This is a genomic window from Streptomyces sp. CBMA291, assembly GCF_014596525.1.
Classification (GTDB): Bacteria; Actinomycetota; Actinomycetes; order Streptomycetales; family Streptomycetaceae; genus Streptomyces.
The window spans coordinates 13,747-31,182 of sequence record NZ_MSJP01000089.1 but is presented as its reverse complement, the minus strand read 5'-3'; the positions used below and the strand labels follow the sequence as shown (position 1 = coordinate 31,182).

General features: G+C 71.5%; 15 protein-coding genes. 5 read left to right on the top strand and 10 right to left on the bottom strand.

The window, feature by feature from the left end:
* Positions 1 to 340: 340 nt before the first annotated feature.
* A complete protein-coding gene (locus BU197_RS21435; protein WP_188269926.1) occupies positions 341 to 1,225 on the top strand; it encodes a lytic polysaccharide monooxygenase in 885 nt (294 codons plus the stop codon).
* Between the two features lie 181 nt (positions 1,226 to 1,406).
* Positions 1,407 to 1,736: a hypothetical protein gene (locus BU197_RS21430; protein WP_188269925.1), complete on the top strand. Its 330-nt coding sequence runs from the start codon at positions 1,407 to 1,409 to the stop codon at positions 1,734 to 1,736.
* A 139-nt stretch (positions 1,737 to 1,875) separates the two neighbouring features.
* Here BU197_RS21430 and BU197_RS21425 read toward each other — a convergent pair whose 3' ends face one another.
* The 7 genes from BU197_RS21425 to BU197_RS21395 all read right to left on the bottom strand — a co-directional run bounded on the left by BU197_RS21425 (position 1,876) and on the right by BU197_RS21395 (position 10,964).
* Entirely contained in the window at positions 1,876 to 2,460 is a 585-nt protein-coding gene (locus BU197_RS21425; protein ID WP_188269924.1) for a GTP-binding protein, read from the bottom strand.
* Entirely contained in the window at positions 2,441 to 2,812 is a 372-nt protein-coding gene (locus BU197_RS21420) for a DUF742 domain-containing protein (protein WP_188269923.1), read from the bottom strand. The genes BU197_RS21425 and BU197_RS21420 overlap by 20 nt, the downstream gene beginning before the upstream one ends.
* Positions 2,805 to 3,233, bottom strand: a complete 429-nt coding sequence (locus BU197_RS21415; RefSeq protein WP_188269922.1) for a roadblock/LC7 domain-containing protein — start codon at positions 3,231 to 3,233, stop codon at positions 2,805 to 2,807. The genes BU197_RS21420 and BU197_RS21415 overlap by 8 nt, the downstream gene beginning before the upstream one ends.
* Before the next feature lie 37 nt (positions 3,234 to 3,270).
* The gene (locus tag BU197_RS31085; protein WP_188269921.1) at positions 3,271 to 5,985 is read right to left on the bottom strand and encodes a nitrate- and nitrite sensing domain-containing protein; all 2,715 of its coding nucleotides are present in this window, start codon (positions 5,983 to 5,985) and stop codon (positions 3,271 to 3,273) included.
* Positions 5,986 to 6,208: 223 nt separating this feature from the next.
* Positions 6,209 to 7,393, bottom strand: coding sequence for an FAD-dependent oxidoreductase (locus BU197_RS21405; protein ID WP_188269920.1), 1,185 nt, complete (start codon positions 7,391 to 7,393; stop codon positions 6,209 to 6,211).
* A gap of 92 nt (positions 7,394 to 7,485) precedes the next feature.
* On the bottom strand, positions 7,486 to 9,003 hold the full coding sequence (locus BU197_RS21400; protein WP_188269919.1) for an amino acid adenylation domain-containing protein: 1,518 nt from the start codon (positions 9,001 to 9,003) through the stop codon (positions 7,486 to 7,488).
* Positions 9,000 to 10,964, bottom strand: a complete 1,965-nt coding sequence (locus BU197_RS21395; protein ID WP_188269918.1) for a type I polyketide synthase — start codon at positions 10,962 to 10,964, stop codon at positions 9,000 to 9,002. The genes BU197_RS21400 and BU197_RS21395 overlap by 4 nt, the downstream gene beginning before the upstream one ends.
* Positions 10,965 to 11,475: 511 nt before the next feature.
* On the opposite strand from BU197_RS21395, the gene BU197_RS21390 reads away from it, so the two are divergent.
* The gene (locus BU197_RS21390; RefSeq protein ID WP_188269917.1) at positions 11,476 to 12,465 is read left to right on the top strand and encodes a GAF domain-containing protein; all 990 of its coding nucleotides are present in this window, start codon (positions 11,476 to 11,478) and stop codon (positions 12,463 to 12,465) included.
* Between the two features lie 114 nt (positions 12,466 to 12,579).
* On the opposite strand, the gene BU197_RS21385 is transcribed toward BU197_RS21390, so the two are convergent.
* Positions 12,580 to 12,966, bottom strand: a complete 387-nt coding sequence (locus BU197_RS21385) for a VOC family virulence protein (RefSeq protein ID WP_188269916.1) — start codon at positions 12,964 to 12,966, stop codon at positions 12,580 to 12,582.
* A 109-nt stretch (positions 12,967 to 13,075) separates the two neighbouring features.
* On the opposite strand from BU197_RS21385, the gene BU197_RS21380 reads away from it, so the two are divergent.
* On the top strand, positions 13,076 to 13,612 hold the full coding sequence (locus BU197_RS21380) for an NUDIX hydrolase family protein (RefSeq protein ID WP_188269915.1): 537 nt from the start codon (positions 13,076 to 13,078) through the stop codon (positions 13,610 to 13,612).
* Between the two features lie 100 nt (positions 13,613 to 13,712).
* On the opposite strand, the gene BU197_RS21375 is transcribed toward BU197_RS21380, so the two are convergent.
* Together BU197_RS21375 and BU197_RS31080 are read right to left on the bottom strand one after the other, a co-directional pair.
* Positions 13,713 to 14,366: a DNA alkylation repair protein gene (locus BU197_RS21375; protein WP_188269979.1), complete on the bottom strand. Its 654-nt coding sequence runs from the start codon at positions 14,364 to 14,366 to the stop codon at positions 13,713 to 13,715.
* 184 nt (positions 14,367 to 14,550) lie between these two features.
* Positions 14,551 to 15,720: an acyl-CoA dehydrogenase family protein gene (locus BU197_RS31080; protein ID WP_188269914.1), complete on the bottom strand. Its 1,170-nt coding sequence runs from the start codon at positions 15,718 to 15,720 to the stop codon at positions 14,551 to 14,553.
* Positions 15,721 to 15,982: 262 nt separating this feature from the next.
* Between BU197_RS31080 and BU197_RS21365 the strand changes: the two genes are divergently transcribed.
* Positions 15,983 to 17,353, top strand: a complete 1,371-nt coding sequence (locus BU197_RS21365) for a lamin tail domain-containing protein (RefSeq protein ID WP_223183893.1) — start codon at positions 15,983 to 15,985, stop codon at positions 17,351 to 17,353.
* Positions 17,354 to 17,436: the final 83 nt, after the last annotated feature.

Genomic DNA, 17,436 nt, shown 5'->3' with positions numbered 1-17,436 from the left:
AAAAAATCCAAAATGGTCTGAACCACGGAGTGTTGCCTGGTGGATTCGCGGCAATCGGCCGTAGACGGAGGGTTCGGTTACGGATCCAGGCGCTCAACCCCTTGACCGAAACGGGTGCGTGGATAAGGTCTAGACCTAAGAGGGTGTGGCGCTCGGCCGGAACATCGGCCGAGTGCTGAGGCGCATGGGCAACGGTGCCCGTTCGCGACGTCGGGATCCCTGCCGCGCAAGCGGTCCGACGCCGTTTCGGCGCCGTTTCCCATTCTCGTCATCGTGGCCGCCGGGGCCGACCGTATACCCCGGCGAGCCGACTGGACGACATCACAGAGAGCGAAATGTCATGGGCATGAAAAGGCGAACGTCCCTGCTCGTCGGAGCAATGATCGCCCCCGCGCTGGCCCTCACGCTTCCGGCCACCTCGGCCAGCGCGCACGGCTGGGTCACCTCTCCCAGCAGCCGACAGGACCAGTGCTCCACGGGCACCGTCTCCTGCGGTGAGATCAAGTACGAGCCCCAGAGCGTCGAGGGACCGAAGGGGCTGCGCAGTTGCAGCGGCGGCAACGCGCCGTACGCGGAGCTCGACGACGACAGCAAGCCCTGGAAGGTGACGCCGGTCGGCTCCACGTACACCTTCAACTGGCACCACACCGCGCGGCACTCCACCGCCTCGTGGCAGTACTTCATCGGCGACCGCATGATCGCCACCTTCGACGGCAAGGGCCAGCAGCCGGCCGCCGACGTCAGCCACTCGGTGAACTTCGGCGGCATCACCGGCCGCCAGAAGGTCCTCGCCGTCTGGAACGTCTCCGACACGGGCAACGCCTTCTACTCCTGCATCGACGTCAACATCGGCGGTACGGGCGGCACCACGGGTGGGACGACCGGTGGGACCACGGGCGGCACCACTGGTGGGACCACGGGCGGGACGACCGGTGGGACGACCGGCGGCACCACGGGCGGTACCACTGGTGGGACGACCGGCGGAACGACCGGCGGCACCACGGGCGGAACCACTGGTGGGACGACCGGCGGGACCACGGGCGGAACGGGCGGCACCGGCTCCTGCGCCGTCGCCGCGTGGAGCTCCAGCCGTGTCTACAACGGCAGCGACACGGTCTCCTTCAACGGGCACACCTGGCGCGCCAAGTGGTGGGTGACGGGCGACCAGCCCGGCACCACCGGCGAGTGGGGCGTCTGGGAGGACCTCGGCGTCTGCGCGAGCTGACGCACCCCCGCGGGGCGGACTCCGCCCCGGACCGAGCGCCCCGACCCGACACCGGGTCGGGGCGTCTCCGTGTGGCGCCTACTCGCCAACTTCCCCGGGTCCGCTAGTGGGCCGAACTCCCGTGACATAGGTTCCTTACGGTGACAGGTGCCGTCACCTCGTCAGATACCGGGAGGTTTCCATGCGTATCCGTCAATGCGTGGTGAGGACCGTCCTCGCGCTCGGCCTCGCGGCAGGGGGAATGCTGACCACCACGTCCCCGGCCTCCGCGTCCGCCGCGGCCCCGTCCGCCCTCAACTGCTCGGCGCAGCTGATCACCGGCAGCGGCGGCCACCGGGGCGCCAACATCACCTGTACCGGATCCTCGTTCACCGGGGTCATCGACTGCCGTCGGACCGACAACGGCTACACGTACCGGCACTTCGGCAACCGGGTGCCGTCCGGCGGCACCTCCACGGTCTGGTGCGATCTCGGCGCGACCGTCGTCCAGGCCTACGGCACGCCCAGCTGACCCGCCGCCCCCGCGCCCGACCGCACCCCCGCGAGTGGCCGCACCAAACCGAGAGCCTGTGCAGGACAGCCGCCCTGCACAGGCTCTTCCCTCATGTCCGGCCCCACCCCCCACGACGGGGACCGGGCCGCGAGACGCGTCACGCGCACTGGCGGGACACCTTGCGGTGGGCCGCTTCCAGGACGGCGAGGAGCAGTTCCTTGCTGGACTCGCGGGCGCGGACGTCGCACAGCACCACCGGGACGGCGGAGTCCAGGTCGAGCGCGGCACGGACCTGGTCCGTGGTCCAGGCGCGCTCCCCGTTGAAGCAGTTGACGCCGATGGCGAAGGGGATGCCCCGTTCCTCGAAGAAGTCGATGGAGCCGAAGGAGGCTTCCAGTCGGCGGGTGTCCGCCAGGACCAGCGCCCCCAGGGTGCCGTGGGCGATCTCGTCCCACATGAACCAGAAGCGCTCCTGCCCCGGGGTGCCGAACAGGTACAGCACGAGTTCCGGGCTGATGGTGATGCGGCCGAAGTCCATGGCGACCGTGGTGGACGTCTTGCCCTCGACCCCGGCGAGACTGTCGATGTTCTGGCCTGCCTGGGTGAGGCGCTCCTCCGTCTCCAGCGGAGGGATCTCGCTCACCGAGCCGACCATGGTGGTCTTGCCGACGCCGAAGCCTCCCGCGACGAGGATCTTCACCGCCGTGGGGAGCGCGATCGGTTCAGAGCTGGCGGATGCCATCGATAACCCTTTCGATGAGGTCCACGCTCGGTTTGTCGGACTGTGGAGGTGGAGCCTGCACGATGATCTTCTCGTCGACCAGCAGATCGCCGCAGAGGACCTTGACGACGCTCACGGGCAGATCGAGGTGAGCGGCGATCTCCGCGATCGCCACGGCCCGGTGCCGGCACAGTTCGAGGATCTGCGCGGCCTCCGGGGTCTCGTGCGCGGGCCCGGCGTCGGGCGAGCGCGTCACCACCAGAGTGATCAGCGTGAAGTGGTAGTGATTATGGCGGGTCCGGCCACCGGTGATGGTGTAGGGCCGGAGATGGCGTCCGGTGGCCGGTCCGTCGAGCCCGTGTGCCTCAGGCATCCTGGCGGTGTGCTGCGTGGCCGTCGGTAATCCGAGGTGCGGCACTGAGGTACGTTCCAACCTGCTTCACCAACGTCCCCATCTCGAAGGCCATCATCCCGGCGTCCACGTCCTGCGAGGCGAGCGCGGCCAGCCGGGCGCCGGATCCGGCGGCGGTGATGAACAGGAACGCGTGTTCCATCTGGATGACGGTCTGCTGGACCGCCCCGCCTCTGAAGTACTGCGCGGTACCCCGGGCCAGGCTGTGCATCCCGGACGCCACCGCCGAGAGCCGCTCCGCGTCGTCGCGGACCAGGCCCTGCGACTTGCCGATCAGAAGACCGTCCCCTGAGAGCACGATGGCGCAACGGATCTCGGGGATGCGGCCCACGAGATCGTCCAAAACCCAGTCCAGCTGCCTGCTGGTAGGCACGTCAGTCATTGTGTTCCTTCACGGTTCGTCGGATCCCCTGTCGTGTTCATTCTGACGGCCGGCCGTCTGTGCCCGGCGTGACATGGGTTCCGGTGGCCTGGTCCATCCCCCGCCGGATCGCGGCGACTATCCGGGCCGAGGCCTCGGGAGACCGCGACCCTCCCCCGTCGGTGCCGAATTCGCTGCTCGCCTCCGCGCGCTCCCTGCGCAGCTGTACGGCGAGGCTGGATCCGCGGGTGCGCTGCGGCAGCGATGCGGGCTGCCGCAGCGACGGGGTGTCGCCCTCGGGGCCCGCGTAGCCGTTGCGGACGGGAGCGACGGGCGGCTCGAACCCCTGCCGGGACGCGGCGGGCGCCGGGGCGGAGGGCTCGGGCGTGCGCGGGGGCTCCGGCGTACGCGTGGGCATGCGCGGAGGCGTGCGCGGGGGTTCGGGGGCGGCGTGCGGGGGTTCGGGGACCGTCGGCCGGTGGGGCGGCACGTCGACGGGTTGGGGCGGTACGTCGACGGGTTCGGGCGTCTCCGGGTGGTCGGGCGACACGAGTCCGGCACCTCCGTACGTGGGGAATCCGCTGTAGTCGGGGACCCTGCTGTGGGTCTCCCAGGGGTCGGCCGCCTCGCTCTCGCCGACGACCTGGCCGCTGACGACGGCCCCCTGGCCGCTTCCGGAGACCTCGGCGGTGACGGGCCGCGCGTCCACCGGGCGGGGGCGCGGTGCCGGGTCGGAGAGGTCGGAGGTCAGGGACTCGTAGGGGGCCGCGACCTGGTGCTGGTGGGTCGGGTCGGCGTCGAGCGCGGCGCCGGTGGCCTGGGCGGCGGCGGCCCTGAGCTGGTCCATGACCGGGGAGTCGAGTTCCTCCAGCATCCGGGCCGGAAGGAACACGATGGCGAGGGTGCCGCCGTAGACGGAGGGGCGCAGTTCGACCCGGATCCGGTGGCGCTGGGCCAGGCGGGCGACGACGAAGTGGCCGAGTCGCGGGTCCGCGCCGAGGGCCGCCATGTCGGGCTTCTGCGGGTGGGCGAGGAGGTGGTTGGCCTGGGCGAGGTGCTCGGCGGGCATGCCGAGGCCGTGGTCCTCGACGTGCAGGACGACCCCTTCGGCGACCTGGAGGGCGCTGACGATGACCTGGGTGTAGGGCGGGGAGAAGTTGGTGGCGTTCTCGACGAGTTCGGCGAGCAGGTGGGTGACGTCCGCGACGGCGCGGCCCGCGAGGGCGAGGCGCTTGCTCGGGGGCAGGTTCTCGACCTTGACGCGGGTGTAGTGCTCGGTCTCGGCCACGGCGCTGCGCATGACGTCCGTGATGGTGACGGGCTCGGTCATACGGCGGCTGGGGGGCGTGTCGCCGAGGATGACGAGGTTCTCGGCGTGCCGTCGGACGCGGGTGGCGAGGTGGTCGACCTTGAAGATGTCCTTGAGCAGGTCGGAGTCGCCGTGCTTGCGTTCCAGGTCGTCGAGGAGCGCGATGAGACGGTGGATCAGGGTCTGGGTGCGGCGGGTGAGCTGGCCGAGGACCTTCTCGACACCGGCGTGTCCCCGGGACTGGCTGACCAGGGTGTCGGCGGCCGTGTACCGGAGGCGGTCGATGGCGGCGCCGAGGAGTTCGAGTTCGCCGGCCGTCCTGAGGTGCGGCGACTCGGGGAAGGGCGTGAGTGCTTCGCCGCGCTCGGCCTGGGCGAGGGCCTGCGGCCACTGGCGGGCCATCTCCTCGGTGCGGCGCTGGAGCTCGGCGAGTCCCTTGAGGGTGGAGCGGCGGGTGCGGAAGCCGAGGACGGCGCCCGCGGCGAGGAGGGCGCCGGTGAGCGTGGTGCCGGCGAGGAGGCCGACGAGGAGGTTGGCGGCCCGGTCGGAGGCGGTGCCGGACAGTTCGCCGAGCGAACCGGCGGCGAGTCCCTGGAGGTCGGCGAGGAGGGCCGCGGCGTCGTCGTTCCAGTTCTTGGCCGACGAGGGCAGGCGGGAACCGGAGGCCACGACGACGGCGTCCTCGGTGGTGGCGACGGAGGCGGCCTGTGGGGTGCCGGTGATCCGGGCGTAGCGGGCGCGTGCTTCGGACGGCAGGTCGTCGGCGGAAAGGGAGGAACGAAGGTCGCGCTGGACGCTCAGGTACTGGACGAAGCGGTGGTGGGCCGCGGCGGAGAGGCCGCCCTCGGGGACGGCGGCGGACAGCAGGGCGTCCTCGCGGGAGAGCATCTCGACGAGTCTGACCAGGGCGGCGGTGGAGCTGCCGCCGCGTGCCAGCGGTCCGTCCTCGCTGCGTACGGCCGAGCCGATCAGATGGGTGCCGGTCTCGATGATGCCGGTGAGGTCGCCGAAGGCCTCGTCGGGGGTGGCGGTCCGGGTGTCGATGGCCTGGCGGCGGGTGTCGAGGGTGTCGAGGGACGCCTCGAAGGTGTGGGCCGCCCCGCCGAGGGCGGGGTCGACGCCGGTCAGTGCGGCCCGGAACTCGTCGACGGCCCTGTCGGTGCCGGTGCGCGCCTGGTCCAGGGCGCCGCGCGCGGCCTCCGACCGGCTGCCCTGCCACAGGGCCGTCAGTCGTCTCTCCTGCTGGAGCCGGGAGACGACGCTCAGGGCTCTGCCGCCGGTGGTTCCGATGTTCTCGGCGTCGTTTCTCAGCTGGGCCTGTTCGCCGGCCAGGCCGACGGCGGTGTAGCCCCACAGACCGGTGAGGGCGATGACGGGGGCGACGATCGGCGTGATCAGCTGCGTGCGGAGAGACCTGCGCGGGGCGAGCCTGTGGCGCGGCTTCGGGTCGCTGGTGCCTGACATCTGAATGGAATCCTCGTGGCGAGCTGACGACGGTGAAGTTGATGCTCAGAGGCCCGGACCGGCCTGTGACGTGGCGTTTGTCGGTGGGGGGTGTCGCCACGCCGGTGATCAAGCCGCACCGTATCAGGAGTCCGCCTGGGGGGGCGGCCCTGAAGAGCGCCTCGCGGGCCCGTCAACAGGTTCGGGTGGTACGTGAGTTGATGACCGTTTGCGTCGAATTCGGTCATAGGAGAGCGAGAAGTTTCGGGGTGTAGAGATCTCCGATGGTCGCGGCGCCTGCGACCATGTCGAAATAGATCGAGGTGAGCTCGGGGTCCTTGCGGATCGCCCGGAGCAGGGCCAGGCGCTGGGGGTGCTGTTCGTCGAGGCGGCCGACGGCGAGGGTCGCCTCGTAGCCGGGCAGCAGGGCGGCGTCCCGTTCCTCCCCGTAGCCGGTGAGGGCCTGGTCGAGGAGGGCGGGGTCCGCGTCGAGCCGTCCCTGGACGTGCCGGACGAGCAGTTCCGCCTGGAGGTAGGCGTCGCTGATGCCGCGCGCGGTGATGGAGTCCTTGTGGTGGCCCGCGTCGCCGACGAGCGCCCAGCCCGGTCCCGAGGCCTGCCGGAAGTAGTTCTGCTGGTCGCCCGTGCCGCGCAGTCGCTCGACGCGCGTAGCGCTTTGGAGTCTCTCGTACAGCTCGGGGGCGGTCTCCCTTACCTGTCGGAGGTGGTGGCGTTCCGCGTCGGCCCTGACCTCGTCGAACCGGGATTGGGGGAAGTAGGTGAGCACCAGGGTGGCGTCGTGGGTGGCGACGGCGGCGACCCAGCGGGCGGGGGCCTCGTGCAGTTCGAGGCTCGCGGGCAGGTCCTGCCAGTACGAGTAGTAGGCGCAGGTCAGGCGGGGGTGCTGGGCGGTGAAGGGGGCACGGACGAGTTCGGCGACGGTCGAGCGCATGCCGTCCGCGCCGATGACCAGGCGGGAGGCGGCCCGGAAGGCTTTTCCGGCGTGGGTGCCTTCCACGCCGTTGACGCGTCCGGTGTCGTCGTACGTCAGCGCCGTCACGCGGCAGCCCTGGCGTATCTCGGCTCCGGCCCTCGCGGCGGCTTCGAGCATCAGGTGGTCGAGGACGTGGCGGCGGGGCGCGTAGGCGGCCCGCTGGCCCTCGACTCCTCGGCCGCATCCCTCGACGCGGATGCCGGCGACCTCGTAGACCACGTGGTCGAGGGGCGGGCAGCCGGTGCGGCGCAGCTCGTCCAGGAGGCCCCAGCGGGCGAGGGCGGCGACCCCCGGCTGGTGGATGAGGTGGGTGGAGAGGGTGTCGGAGGGGAAGGTCGCGCGGTCGAGGACCAGGACCCGGTGACCCGTCCGGGCCAGCATCAGGGCTGTGGCGGAGCCGGCGACACGGGCGCCGACCACGATGGCATCGAACATGGGTGTTGCCTCGTCAGGAGTGCGGTGATGGGTGAGCCACATCTGTGCGGAATCCGTCCCGGTACGGTCGGGTTCGCGCGGTTTCGTTCGGGTCAGGGGGACAGTTCCGCCAGCAGTGCTCCATGGTCGATCTTTCCGTTGGCGTTCAACGGCAAACTGTCGAGGACTGATATCCGTCGGGGCCTCATATAAAGGGGAAGGCGGTCGGTGAGCTGTGCGGAGAGTCGCCGGGGGTCGCAGTCGCTGCCGCTGACCACCGCGTGGAGTTCGGGCGAGCCGTGGGCGTCGGGCACCGCGAGCACATAGGCCTCGCGCACTCCCGCGAGGTCCCGCAGGACGGCGGTCACCTCGCCGAGTTCGATGCGGTGGCCGCGCACCTTGACCTGGTGGTCGGTGCGGCCAAGGTGCAGCAGGACGCCGTCCTGCCGGGCGACGCGGTCCCCGGTGCGGTACCAGTGCTCCTCGGTCACGCCCGCTCCGCCGTCCTCAAGGGGCGGGTGGAAGCGGCCCGCGTCGTGCGCCGGGTCGAGGTAGCCGGGGAAGCGCTGGGGGCCTCGCACCAGGAGTTCGCCCTGGTCGCAGGGGTGTCCGTCCTCGTCGAGGATCAGGTGTTCCGCGCCCGGGTGGCACGCGCCGATGGGCACGATGCCGTTCGGTGTGGCGGGCCACGCTTCGGGGGCGTCGGGGAGGCGGTGTCCCGTGCAGGAGATGGTCAGCTCGGTCGGCCCGTAGAGGACCTCGATCGCGCTGTGCGGCGCGGCGGTCTTCCAGGCGCGGGCGGCGGCGAGCGGAAGGGCCTCGCCGCCGAAGACGCTCCACCGCAGGGTGGGCATGCTCCCCGGCTTGAGGGTGCCGAGCCGCTGCGCGAAGGAGATGAGCGAGGGCACCGAGAACCAGTGGGTGAGGCGCAGGTTGTTGACGGTGGCCACCGGGGAGAGGAGCTGCGCGCCGCTGGGGACGACCAGGGTCGCGCCTTCGGCCCAGGCGACGAAGAGGTCGTGCACGGAACCGTCGAACGTCAGGTCGAAGGCGGAGGACATACGGCTGTCCGCGTCGATCCCGTACCGGCCGGCCATCGTGGTCAGGTACGCGCCCAGGTTCCGGTGCAGGACCGGGACGCCCTTGGGGCTGCCGGTGGATCCGGAGGTGAAGACGATGTAGGCGATGTCGTCCGGGGCGGCCTCCCGGGCCTCCGGGGGTGCGTCCGCTCCGTTCCCGTCGCGGAGTGCGGCGTCGAGCGCGAGTTCCGGGACGCCCGGCGGGACGGGGGCGCCGGGGACGTCGGTCACCAGGAGGTCGAGACCGGCGGCTTCGACGATGGCCGCGGTGCGGGCGGCGGGGTGTTCGGGGTTGAGGGGGACCACGGTGGCGCCGGTCCGCAGGACGGCCAGATAGCCGGCGTAGGCGGCGGCCGAGCGTCCCGCGAAGAGACCGACGCGACCGGGCTTGGGGCCGGTGCGCTCCAGGATCCGGCCCGCGATCCGTCCGGCCAGGGCGTCGAGTTCCCGGTAGGTCAGGGTCTCCCCGCCGATTTCGAGGGCGGTCCGCTCGTCGCCGTAGCGGGCGGCGGAGCGGGCGAACCAGCCGTACACATCGCGCGGTTCGCTCATCGCGCACCCGCCTCCAGGGCGCCGGTCCAGACCCTCAGTTCGCGTACGGTGCCGAGCCGGCCGACCTCCTCGGGGTCGATCTGCCGTCCGGTCTGCTGGCTCAGTTCCACGACGAGCTGGAGCCTGGCCAGCGAGTCGATCCCTATGTCGGAGAGCCTGGACTCGTCGTCGAAGGTGGTGCGGGCGTGCTCGCGCAGCAGCCAGTCCGCCGCGCTCTCCGCGCCGCTCCCCCGCTCTTCTCCGGGCCAGTACCTGCGCGTCTGCCAGGGGTAGCGGGGCAGCGACACCATCGTCCCCTCCGCGCCGAGCAGCGCCTCCCAGTCCACGTCCTCCCCCGCGCGGTAGCGCCGGACGGCCTCGGCGAGCGGCGCGGGCACCTCCGTACCGGCACCTTCCGGAGCGGGGGCGCCCGCGAGGGCGCGGGCGAGTTCCGCCCGGCCGGTTCCGGTGACGACCATGCGGTGGAGGTGGTGGGTGCGGCGGGTGGTCGCGCTGTGGCAGATGTCCCAGAGGTCGTACGCGGCGCCCGCGCCGTCCTCGCCGAGGTAGGCGGTGTAGGCGGCGGCGAGGTCGAGCAGGGCCTGGGGGCTGCGCGCGGACAGGGTCAGGACGTAGGGGGCGTCCGGCGAGGTTGCGCGGGCGGGCCGGGGCTCCGCGGGCGCCGCCTGGCGCAGCACCACGTGCGCGTTGAGCGCGGACACGCCCTGTCCGGAGACTCCGGCGACGGCCGGCCGGTGCTCGGAGCGGATGTCCTGGAGCGTGCCGGGGATCCGTACCGGCAGCCGGTCCCAGTCCACCAGGGGGGTCGGTTCCTCGACGTGGAGGCTCGCGGGGACCTGGCCGTTGCGCAGGCACAGGACCGTCTTGATCAGTCCGGCCATGCCGCCAGCGGCCTCCGCGTGCCCGATGTTGGACTTGACCGAGCCGACCAGGAGGGGCCGGTCGGCCGGTCGGCCCTCGCCCAGGATCTCGCCGAGCGCGCGCAGTTCCAGCGGGTCGAGCAGTGGGCTTCCGGTGCCGTGGGCTTCCACGTAGTCGACTTCGGCGGGGTCGACGCCGGCGTCCTCGTAGGCCCAGCGGAGCACGTCGAGCTGGCCGGTGAGGGAGGGGTTCAGGAGCTGGTCCGTCGTGCGGCCGTCCGTTCCGACGGCGCTGCCCGCGACGACGGCGAGGACGCGGTCGCCGTCGGCGACGGCTTCGGCCAGGCGCTTGAGGACGACGACGCCGACGCCGTCGCTGGGGGCGTGGCCGTCGGCCCGCGCGTCGCCGAACCGGCTGCGTCCGTCCGCCGACATGGTCCCGGCGTGCGTCATCATGATGCCCTCGTCGGGGCGCAGCACCAGGTTCACGCCCGCCGCGAGTGCCAGGGAACTCTCGCCCGCGCGCAGGCTCTGCACCGCGCTGTGCACGGCGTGCAGCGAGGACGCGCAGGCCGTGTCTATGAGCATGCTCGGGCCCCGGAAGTCGAAGGCGTACGAGACCTGGGCGGGGATGACCGAGCGGAAGTTGAGGTACTGCGCGGCGGTCATGGCGTGGGGGCCGTTGCGGAAGGCGCGCTCGACGAAGTCCGCCCGGGTCGCCCCGACGAAGACGCCGGTCCGGGTGCCCGCGAGCCGGTCGGGACGCAGCCCGGCCTCTTCCAGGGCTTCCCACGAGGCCATGAGCAGCAGTCGCTGCTGGGGGTCGAGTTCGGCGGCCTCACTGCTGGACATGCCGAAGAAATCGGCGTCGAAGTCCGCCATTCCCTCGACGTATCCGGCGCGGCGGCTGCCCAGGGTGCCGGGTTCGGCCTTCGGGGAGTACAGGGAGTCGGCGTCGTAGCGTTCCGGCGGGGAATCCCCGGTGGCGTCCGCCTGGTCGCAGAGCAATTTCCAGAATGCGTCCACGTCCCCGGCTCCCGGGAAACGGCAGGCCATTCCCACCACGGCCACCGAGCGCGCGTCAACGTTCGTCTGGTTCATTCGAAAACTCCCTCAATGCCGCGCCTCAGCACGTACGATTTCGAGCAGCACCCACCACTGGGTCGCGGCCGGGTGGCACGGCGGGCCTGGACCCGCGCTGCTCGGGAAAGGGCCTGTTCAGGGACCGACCGAGCTTCACCGCGGCGACGTTCACGTGCGCCGGGTGGAACGTGGCCGGACATGTGTCCCGATCCCGTCGTGGCAATGCCCGACATCTCTTCCCCACCCCACCCCGATCATCCCCGCCTTCTAGATCAACCCCCGCACGATTGTCATATGCCTTGCCACTTTCCCTCGCCCCTCGTCAACCAGTTGGCGTGAACTAGTCGGGGGTGGTTGAAACATATGTTTTTTTACGATAAAATTTGCCACTTTATCGTCACTCAGGCGAGGTAGGGCGGGCCTGTCCCCCACGGTCCCGGAGGTCCGAGCCCCCGGGCCGTCAACCACGGCGAGGGGGCGCAAAGGTGACGGCCCACCAGGGGCGGCGAATCTGCTTTCATGTGATCTCATGGACCCCCAGACAAGCGGCGAGGCCCGACGCCGGCGATTGCAGGCCCTTGGCCTGAACTCGGCCGAGGCCGAGGCCACCTTCGACCGAGTGGCCAAGGTGGCGGCGACCGTGACCGGATCACCCCTGGCCATGGTCAACTTCATCAACGACCAGACCCAGATGTTCCGGGGCATGTACGTCCCCCGGGCCCCCGACGCCTCGTCCGACGAGCGTGCGGGCGTGGGCGACGGCATCACCTTCGACCTGAGCAACACCGTGGCGCGGGACGCCCCCGGCGACTACGGCTTCTGCCCCCACGTCGTGGCGCAGGGAGCGCAGCTGGCGCTCGACGACGTCCTCGACTATCCGCGCTTCGCGGGCAACCCTCTCGTCAATGACATGGGTGTGCGTTCCTACCTGGGCACCCCGCTGCGCGACAACAACGGCATGATCCTGGGCACCCTCTGCGTGGCCGACACGTCTCCCCGCACGTGGGACGCGCAGACCAAGGAACTGATGCAGGACCTCGCGCAGACCCTGGTCTCCGAGTTCAGGCTCCGGGACAGCCTCCTCGCCCAGCAGCAGGAGCTCTTCGCGGTCTTCGACGGGGCACCGTTCCCGATCATGCTCACCGAGGGCCCGACCCATGTGATGCGCTACGCCAACGGGCGCCAGGCGGAGGTGTTCGGCAGGGCCCGCCAGTATCAGCCGGGCGCCGCGGAGCTGCCCGGACTGCACGCGGCCGGGGTCTTCGGGGCGATGGACATGGCCTTCCGCGACGGCCAGCCGATCACCCATCGGGCTTCGCTGCCCACCACCGACCACGGCGGCTTCCAGGAGTTCGACTTCCTGTGCACTCCGGTCCGGACCTCTCCGGGAGCGCCGATCAGCGGCATCCTCACCGTCGCCATGAACGCCGCCACAGTGGCCGATCCTCGTGCATTTTCAGCCAACATGCAGCAGCGGTTCGAGCGGCTGGGCGCCGGAGGAGGACCGTCTCCCTTCTGAATCGGATCCCCGCAAGCACCCGCGTCCCAAGCGGCACACGCACATCACGGCTCCCAGGCCCGGGGGCGGGGGCCTCCCGCACCCGGGCCGGACTCATGACGCGGACGGCTGGAACTACACCCTCGCGTCCTGGGGGTACCAGCGCGGTTCGACCTCGTCGTCGTCCGGATCCCGGGCATGGACGGACCGGGCCGAGCCCCGGGCACCCCAGCGCGGGACGGGGTCCTCGACGCTTCCGGACACGCCGGAGTCGACGACTTCCTGCCAGTCGAGAGGGTCTACGACCAGACAGATGTGGTCGACGTTGGACTCCCCCCGCTCACGCGGGAACAGGTCGATGACCGTGTTCTCGTCGATCCGCACGGAAGGCAAAGGCACCTCTCCGGCCCGCCACTCCTCGGCCCTTTCGAGGGAGAGTCCCAGGGCTCCGATATAGAACTCAAGTGCCTTTTCGACATGGGTCACATGGGGCACCAGATGGTCAAAAGCTTTCACGCGCATGGGGATATCCGTCTCTCCGGGAAGTTTCTCGATCGTCAAGTCGATCACTTTTCCCACCGGACGACGCGTCACCCAGGCCGACTCTCACCCCGGAAAGTATGATGAGGCGATGTCTGATATGACCGAGACCACACCCGGCTGGCTGACCGTAGACGAGTTGGACGTCGCCAGAGCCCGGATGCCGATCCTGTACGTCGAGGCCGTGCCCGTGCGCGTGGACGACAGCGGCGAAGTCACCAGCATCGGAGTGCTCCTGCGGATCGGCGCGGACGGGACCATGAGCAGGACCTTGGTCTCCGGCCGCGTCATGCACCACGAGCGGGTCCGCGACGCGCTCCTGCGCCACCTGGAGAAGGACCTCGGCCCGATGGCCCTCCCTCGGGTCCCCGCCTCCATGCAGCCCTTCACCGTCGCCGAGTACTTCCCCACGGCGGGCATCACCCCGTATCACGACCCGCGTCAGCACGCGGTCTCCCTCGCCTACATCGTGCCGGTGACCGGTGACTGCCGTCCTCGTCAGGACGCTCTGGACCTGGTGTGGTTCAGTCCTCAGGAGGCGGCCTCCCCCTCGGTGCAGGGCGAGATGCCGGGGGGCCACGCCATGCTCCTGAAGCAGGCACTCGCCCACGTGGGCCACACCTTCTGAGTCCGTCCGCGCGCGGGGCCGCCCCGGAAGGGGGAGCGGGACCGCGCGCGGACGGCCGGGGCCCTTGTCCCACTGTGGCCCGGCGTGGGTACGGCCGGGGTCAGCTCTTCGCGCTCTCCTCTTGTCTGCGGACCATCTCGGTGATCCAGAGGGGGGCGAACGGCGAGGTGCAGCCGGGGGACGTCGGATGGTCCTTGAGCACTTCGAGGCGTTCGCCGATGGCGAGGGCGCGGGCACGGTGCCCGGGATGGTCGATGCCGATCCGGGCCAGACAGTGGTTCATGGCCCACTGGAGGCGGTCGGGCGCCTCCTTCATCCCGGCCTCGATGACGTCGAGCAGACCCGTGAGGTCGAGGTCCCCGGCACTCTTCGTCACGCGTTCGGCGGTCAGTGTCCACCCCGCCGCCGCGACGTCCGGCTCGGGGTCGGCGAACCAGGCCACCCGGAGTTCCTCGGCGTGCGGGCTCTTCTTCACCACGTAGGCAAGGAGCCAGTCCCGCTCCTTGGGCGTGCGCGCCTCGCGGACCATGGTGTCCAGCTCGTCGCGCGTGAAGGCCTTCGGGCGGCAGATCAGCAGGGCGACCAGACGGGCGGCGGAGTCGCCCGTGCGCCAGAGGGCGACGGCGAGGTCCTGATCGGTTCCCCGCCTCTTCGCGAGGGCGCGCAGCTTGCCGAGGTTCACGCCGTGGTCGTCGCCGTGGCGCTCGTTGACCGCGCGTGTCCTCGGGTCTTCGAGCCCGGCCAGCTCGGCCATCACCTCGGCCCTCGCCGCGGCCACCGTCGTCCCGGCCACTTCGGCCTCCTGTCCGTGCCGCGCCGTCCGTGCGCCCTGATGGCCCCGTACATCCCTCGCGGGAGTCCGAAGCCTACGTCCGGGAACCGCGGGACCTGCTGCGGCGCCCCGGCGGGCCTTCCCGCGATGGTGCTCCGGCGAGGTCTCAGGTGGTGCTCCGGTGGCCGATGTCTCTTCCCCCAGGGGTTCTCCCGGGCCGGACGCCCCTGAGCGTGACGTCGGCGGTGGCCTCGCGGAGGCCGGGGGTCTGGGCCTGGACCAGGTGGAACAGGGCCTCCCGGGCGAGTCGGCCCGCCGTGTCGCCGTACCGGACGGCCCGGCCCCCGGTCGCGGCGACGCAGGCGGTGGCGGCCCGGACCCCGAGGTCGAGGGCGGCGGCCCGGATCCCGGTCCGGGCCGCCACCTCCTTCTCCGGCGGCTGCTCGTCGCGCAGGGCGTAGGCCTCGGTGCGCAGCCGGGCGGCCTGTTCGGCCAGCCGGAGGGCGAGCGTCTCGTAGGCGGCTCCGGCGCGCGGGGCGGTGGCGAGCAGCAGGTCGACGGCGGCCCGCAGATGGCCGAAGACGGCCGGCTGGGCGTTGGCGTTCTCCAGGTCGTAGCCGTGGGCCCATTCCGTCCGGGGCTCCAGGGAGATCACGTCCTCGTGGGGGACGAAGAGGTCGCGGATCTCCACGGCCGAGGTGTGGGTGCCGTCCATCGCCCAGAGCGGCGCGGAGTCCACCGCGACGAGGCCGTCACGGGCCCGGGGGCCGCAGTCGGCCCGGACGAAGAGGGCCCGGTCGCCGGGGGCGACGGCGCCGAGGACGGCCATGTCGGCGAGGCCCCACCCGGTCATCCAGGGCACCCGGCCGTCCAGCCGCCAGCCGCCGTCGGTCTCCCGGGCGGAGACCGGCGGTTCGGGCTGCCGGAGGTAGGCGAAGCCGGCGGTGGACCGTTTCCGACCGGTGGCCAGCTCGGGCAGCCAGCGGTCGCGCAGGGCGGTATGGGGGCTCTTGACGAGTGCCTTCACGAGCGCGAAGTGCTGGACGTGGACGAACCAGGTGGAGGGGTCGGCGGCCGAGAGCAGTTCGTGGACCTCGCGCACCACCTCGCCATGGGTGAGCCCGCTCCCCTCGGGCGGCTCGTACCCGACGAGGCCGTACGCCCCGCACCCCGCGAGTGCTTCCAAGTGGGTGACGGGGACGCCGGTCACGGCGGTCCGTTCCGCGACCGGCCCGAGCACGGTGGCGGCCACCTCGGCGACCGCGGCGACCAGCGGTTCCCCGGCCAGCCGGGGAACCGTCTCCAGGGCCGTCCCCTGTCCCGGCGTCCTACGCACCAGTGATCACCTCGTTCTCGGTCCGTGAGGTCTTCCCGACCGGGGAACACTCCCCCGTGAAGGCAGGAGGCACGCGGACCGATGCGGACTCCTTCGACCGAGGGGACCGGCGGCGGGCGGTTCGTCCACCGTTCACGGAACGCTCAGCCGTCGGAGGCCGCTCGTTCGGTCCGGGCCGGGAGCCTCGTGCCGCCCTGTCGGAACGCTTCCCTGGACGGACATCGTGACCGTACGCACACGAGGCCGGGGCCTTCGCCTCGCCTTGACCGCTCCTCTCCTGGCCGCCGGTTTGTTCCAGGCGGCACCCGCGCACGCGGCTCCGGCCGACGACATCCGTATCAACGAAGTCCTGACGACCGGGTCCGTCGAGGACTCCGTCGAGCTGTACAACAAGGGCGCGGCGAGCGTCGACGTCTCCGGCTGGATCCTCAAGGACGACAACGACGGCTCGAAGTACAAGATCCCGGCCGGGACGACGCTGGCTCCCGGTGCGTTCCGGGCCTTCGACGTGCACGGGTCGTTCGGCCTCGGCTCCGCCGACAAGGCGCGGCTGTATCTGCCGGACGGCAGCACGCTGGTGGACAGTTTCACGTGGAACCAGCATGCGGCGCCTTCCTGGTCGCGGTGTCCGGACGGCACGGGCGCGTTCACGTCGGCGGCCGTCACCCTGGGCGCGCCCAACGCCTGTGGCGGTTCCGGCGGCGGTGCGACCGATCCGGTGGCCTGGCCCGGCGGGAGCACGGTGGCCACCGCCGACGCGTCCAACGTCTTCGGGGAGGACCTGAGCGGTCTGAGCCAGGAGGGCGGCGTCCTGTGGGCCGCCCAGAACTCCGGCAAGCTGTGGCGGCTGGTCGCCGACGGCTCGGGCGGCTGGAAGCCGGACACGGCGAACGGCTGGTCCGGCGGCAAGGCCCTGCGCTTTCCCACCGGTTCCGGCAGCCCCGACAGCGAGGGCGTGACGCTCACCGGGGCGGGCTCGGCGGGCGGGGTGTTCGTGGCGAGCGAGCGGAACGGCGACGCCTCCGGCACCAGTCGGCTGTCCGTGCTCCGGTACGCCCCCGCGGGCACGACGAGCACGCTGATCGCGGCCAAGGAGTGGAACCTGACCTCCGATCTGCCGCCCGTGGGGTCCAATCTGGGCTTCGAGGGGATCGCCTGGGTGCCCGACGCGGCGCTGACCGGGGCCGGGTTCAAGGACGCGTCGACCGGCGCCGCCTACGACCCGGCGCGCTACGGCGCCCACACCGGCGGGGTCTTCTTCCTCGGCGTCGAGGGCACCGGCACGGTCTACGGCTACGTCCTCGCCGATTCCGGGTCCTTCACCCGGGTCGCCACGGTGAGCAGCGGGATGAGCGGGGTCATGGAGGTGCAGTGGGAGCCGGGCGCCGAGCGGCTCTGGGTGGTCTGCGACGACACATGCGGTGGGCAGCACCGGACCCTGCGGGTGGACGCGTCCGGGTCCTTCGCGGTGAGCGGCGTCTACAAGCGCCCCTCCGGCATGGCCGACCTCAACAACGAGGGCTTCGCCGTGAGCGGTGCCGCGGAGTGCGTCGGGGGCGTCAAGCCCGTCTACTGGTCCGACGACGGCAACACCGGCGGCCACGCCCTGCGCAGGGGCACCCTCGCCTGCTGACCAGGTCCGGGAACCCGGCCCTTCCCCCCGCTCGTCCTGATCCTCGAATCCGATCTTCGACGCCGAGGGAAGGAGCCGGGGTG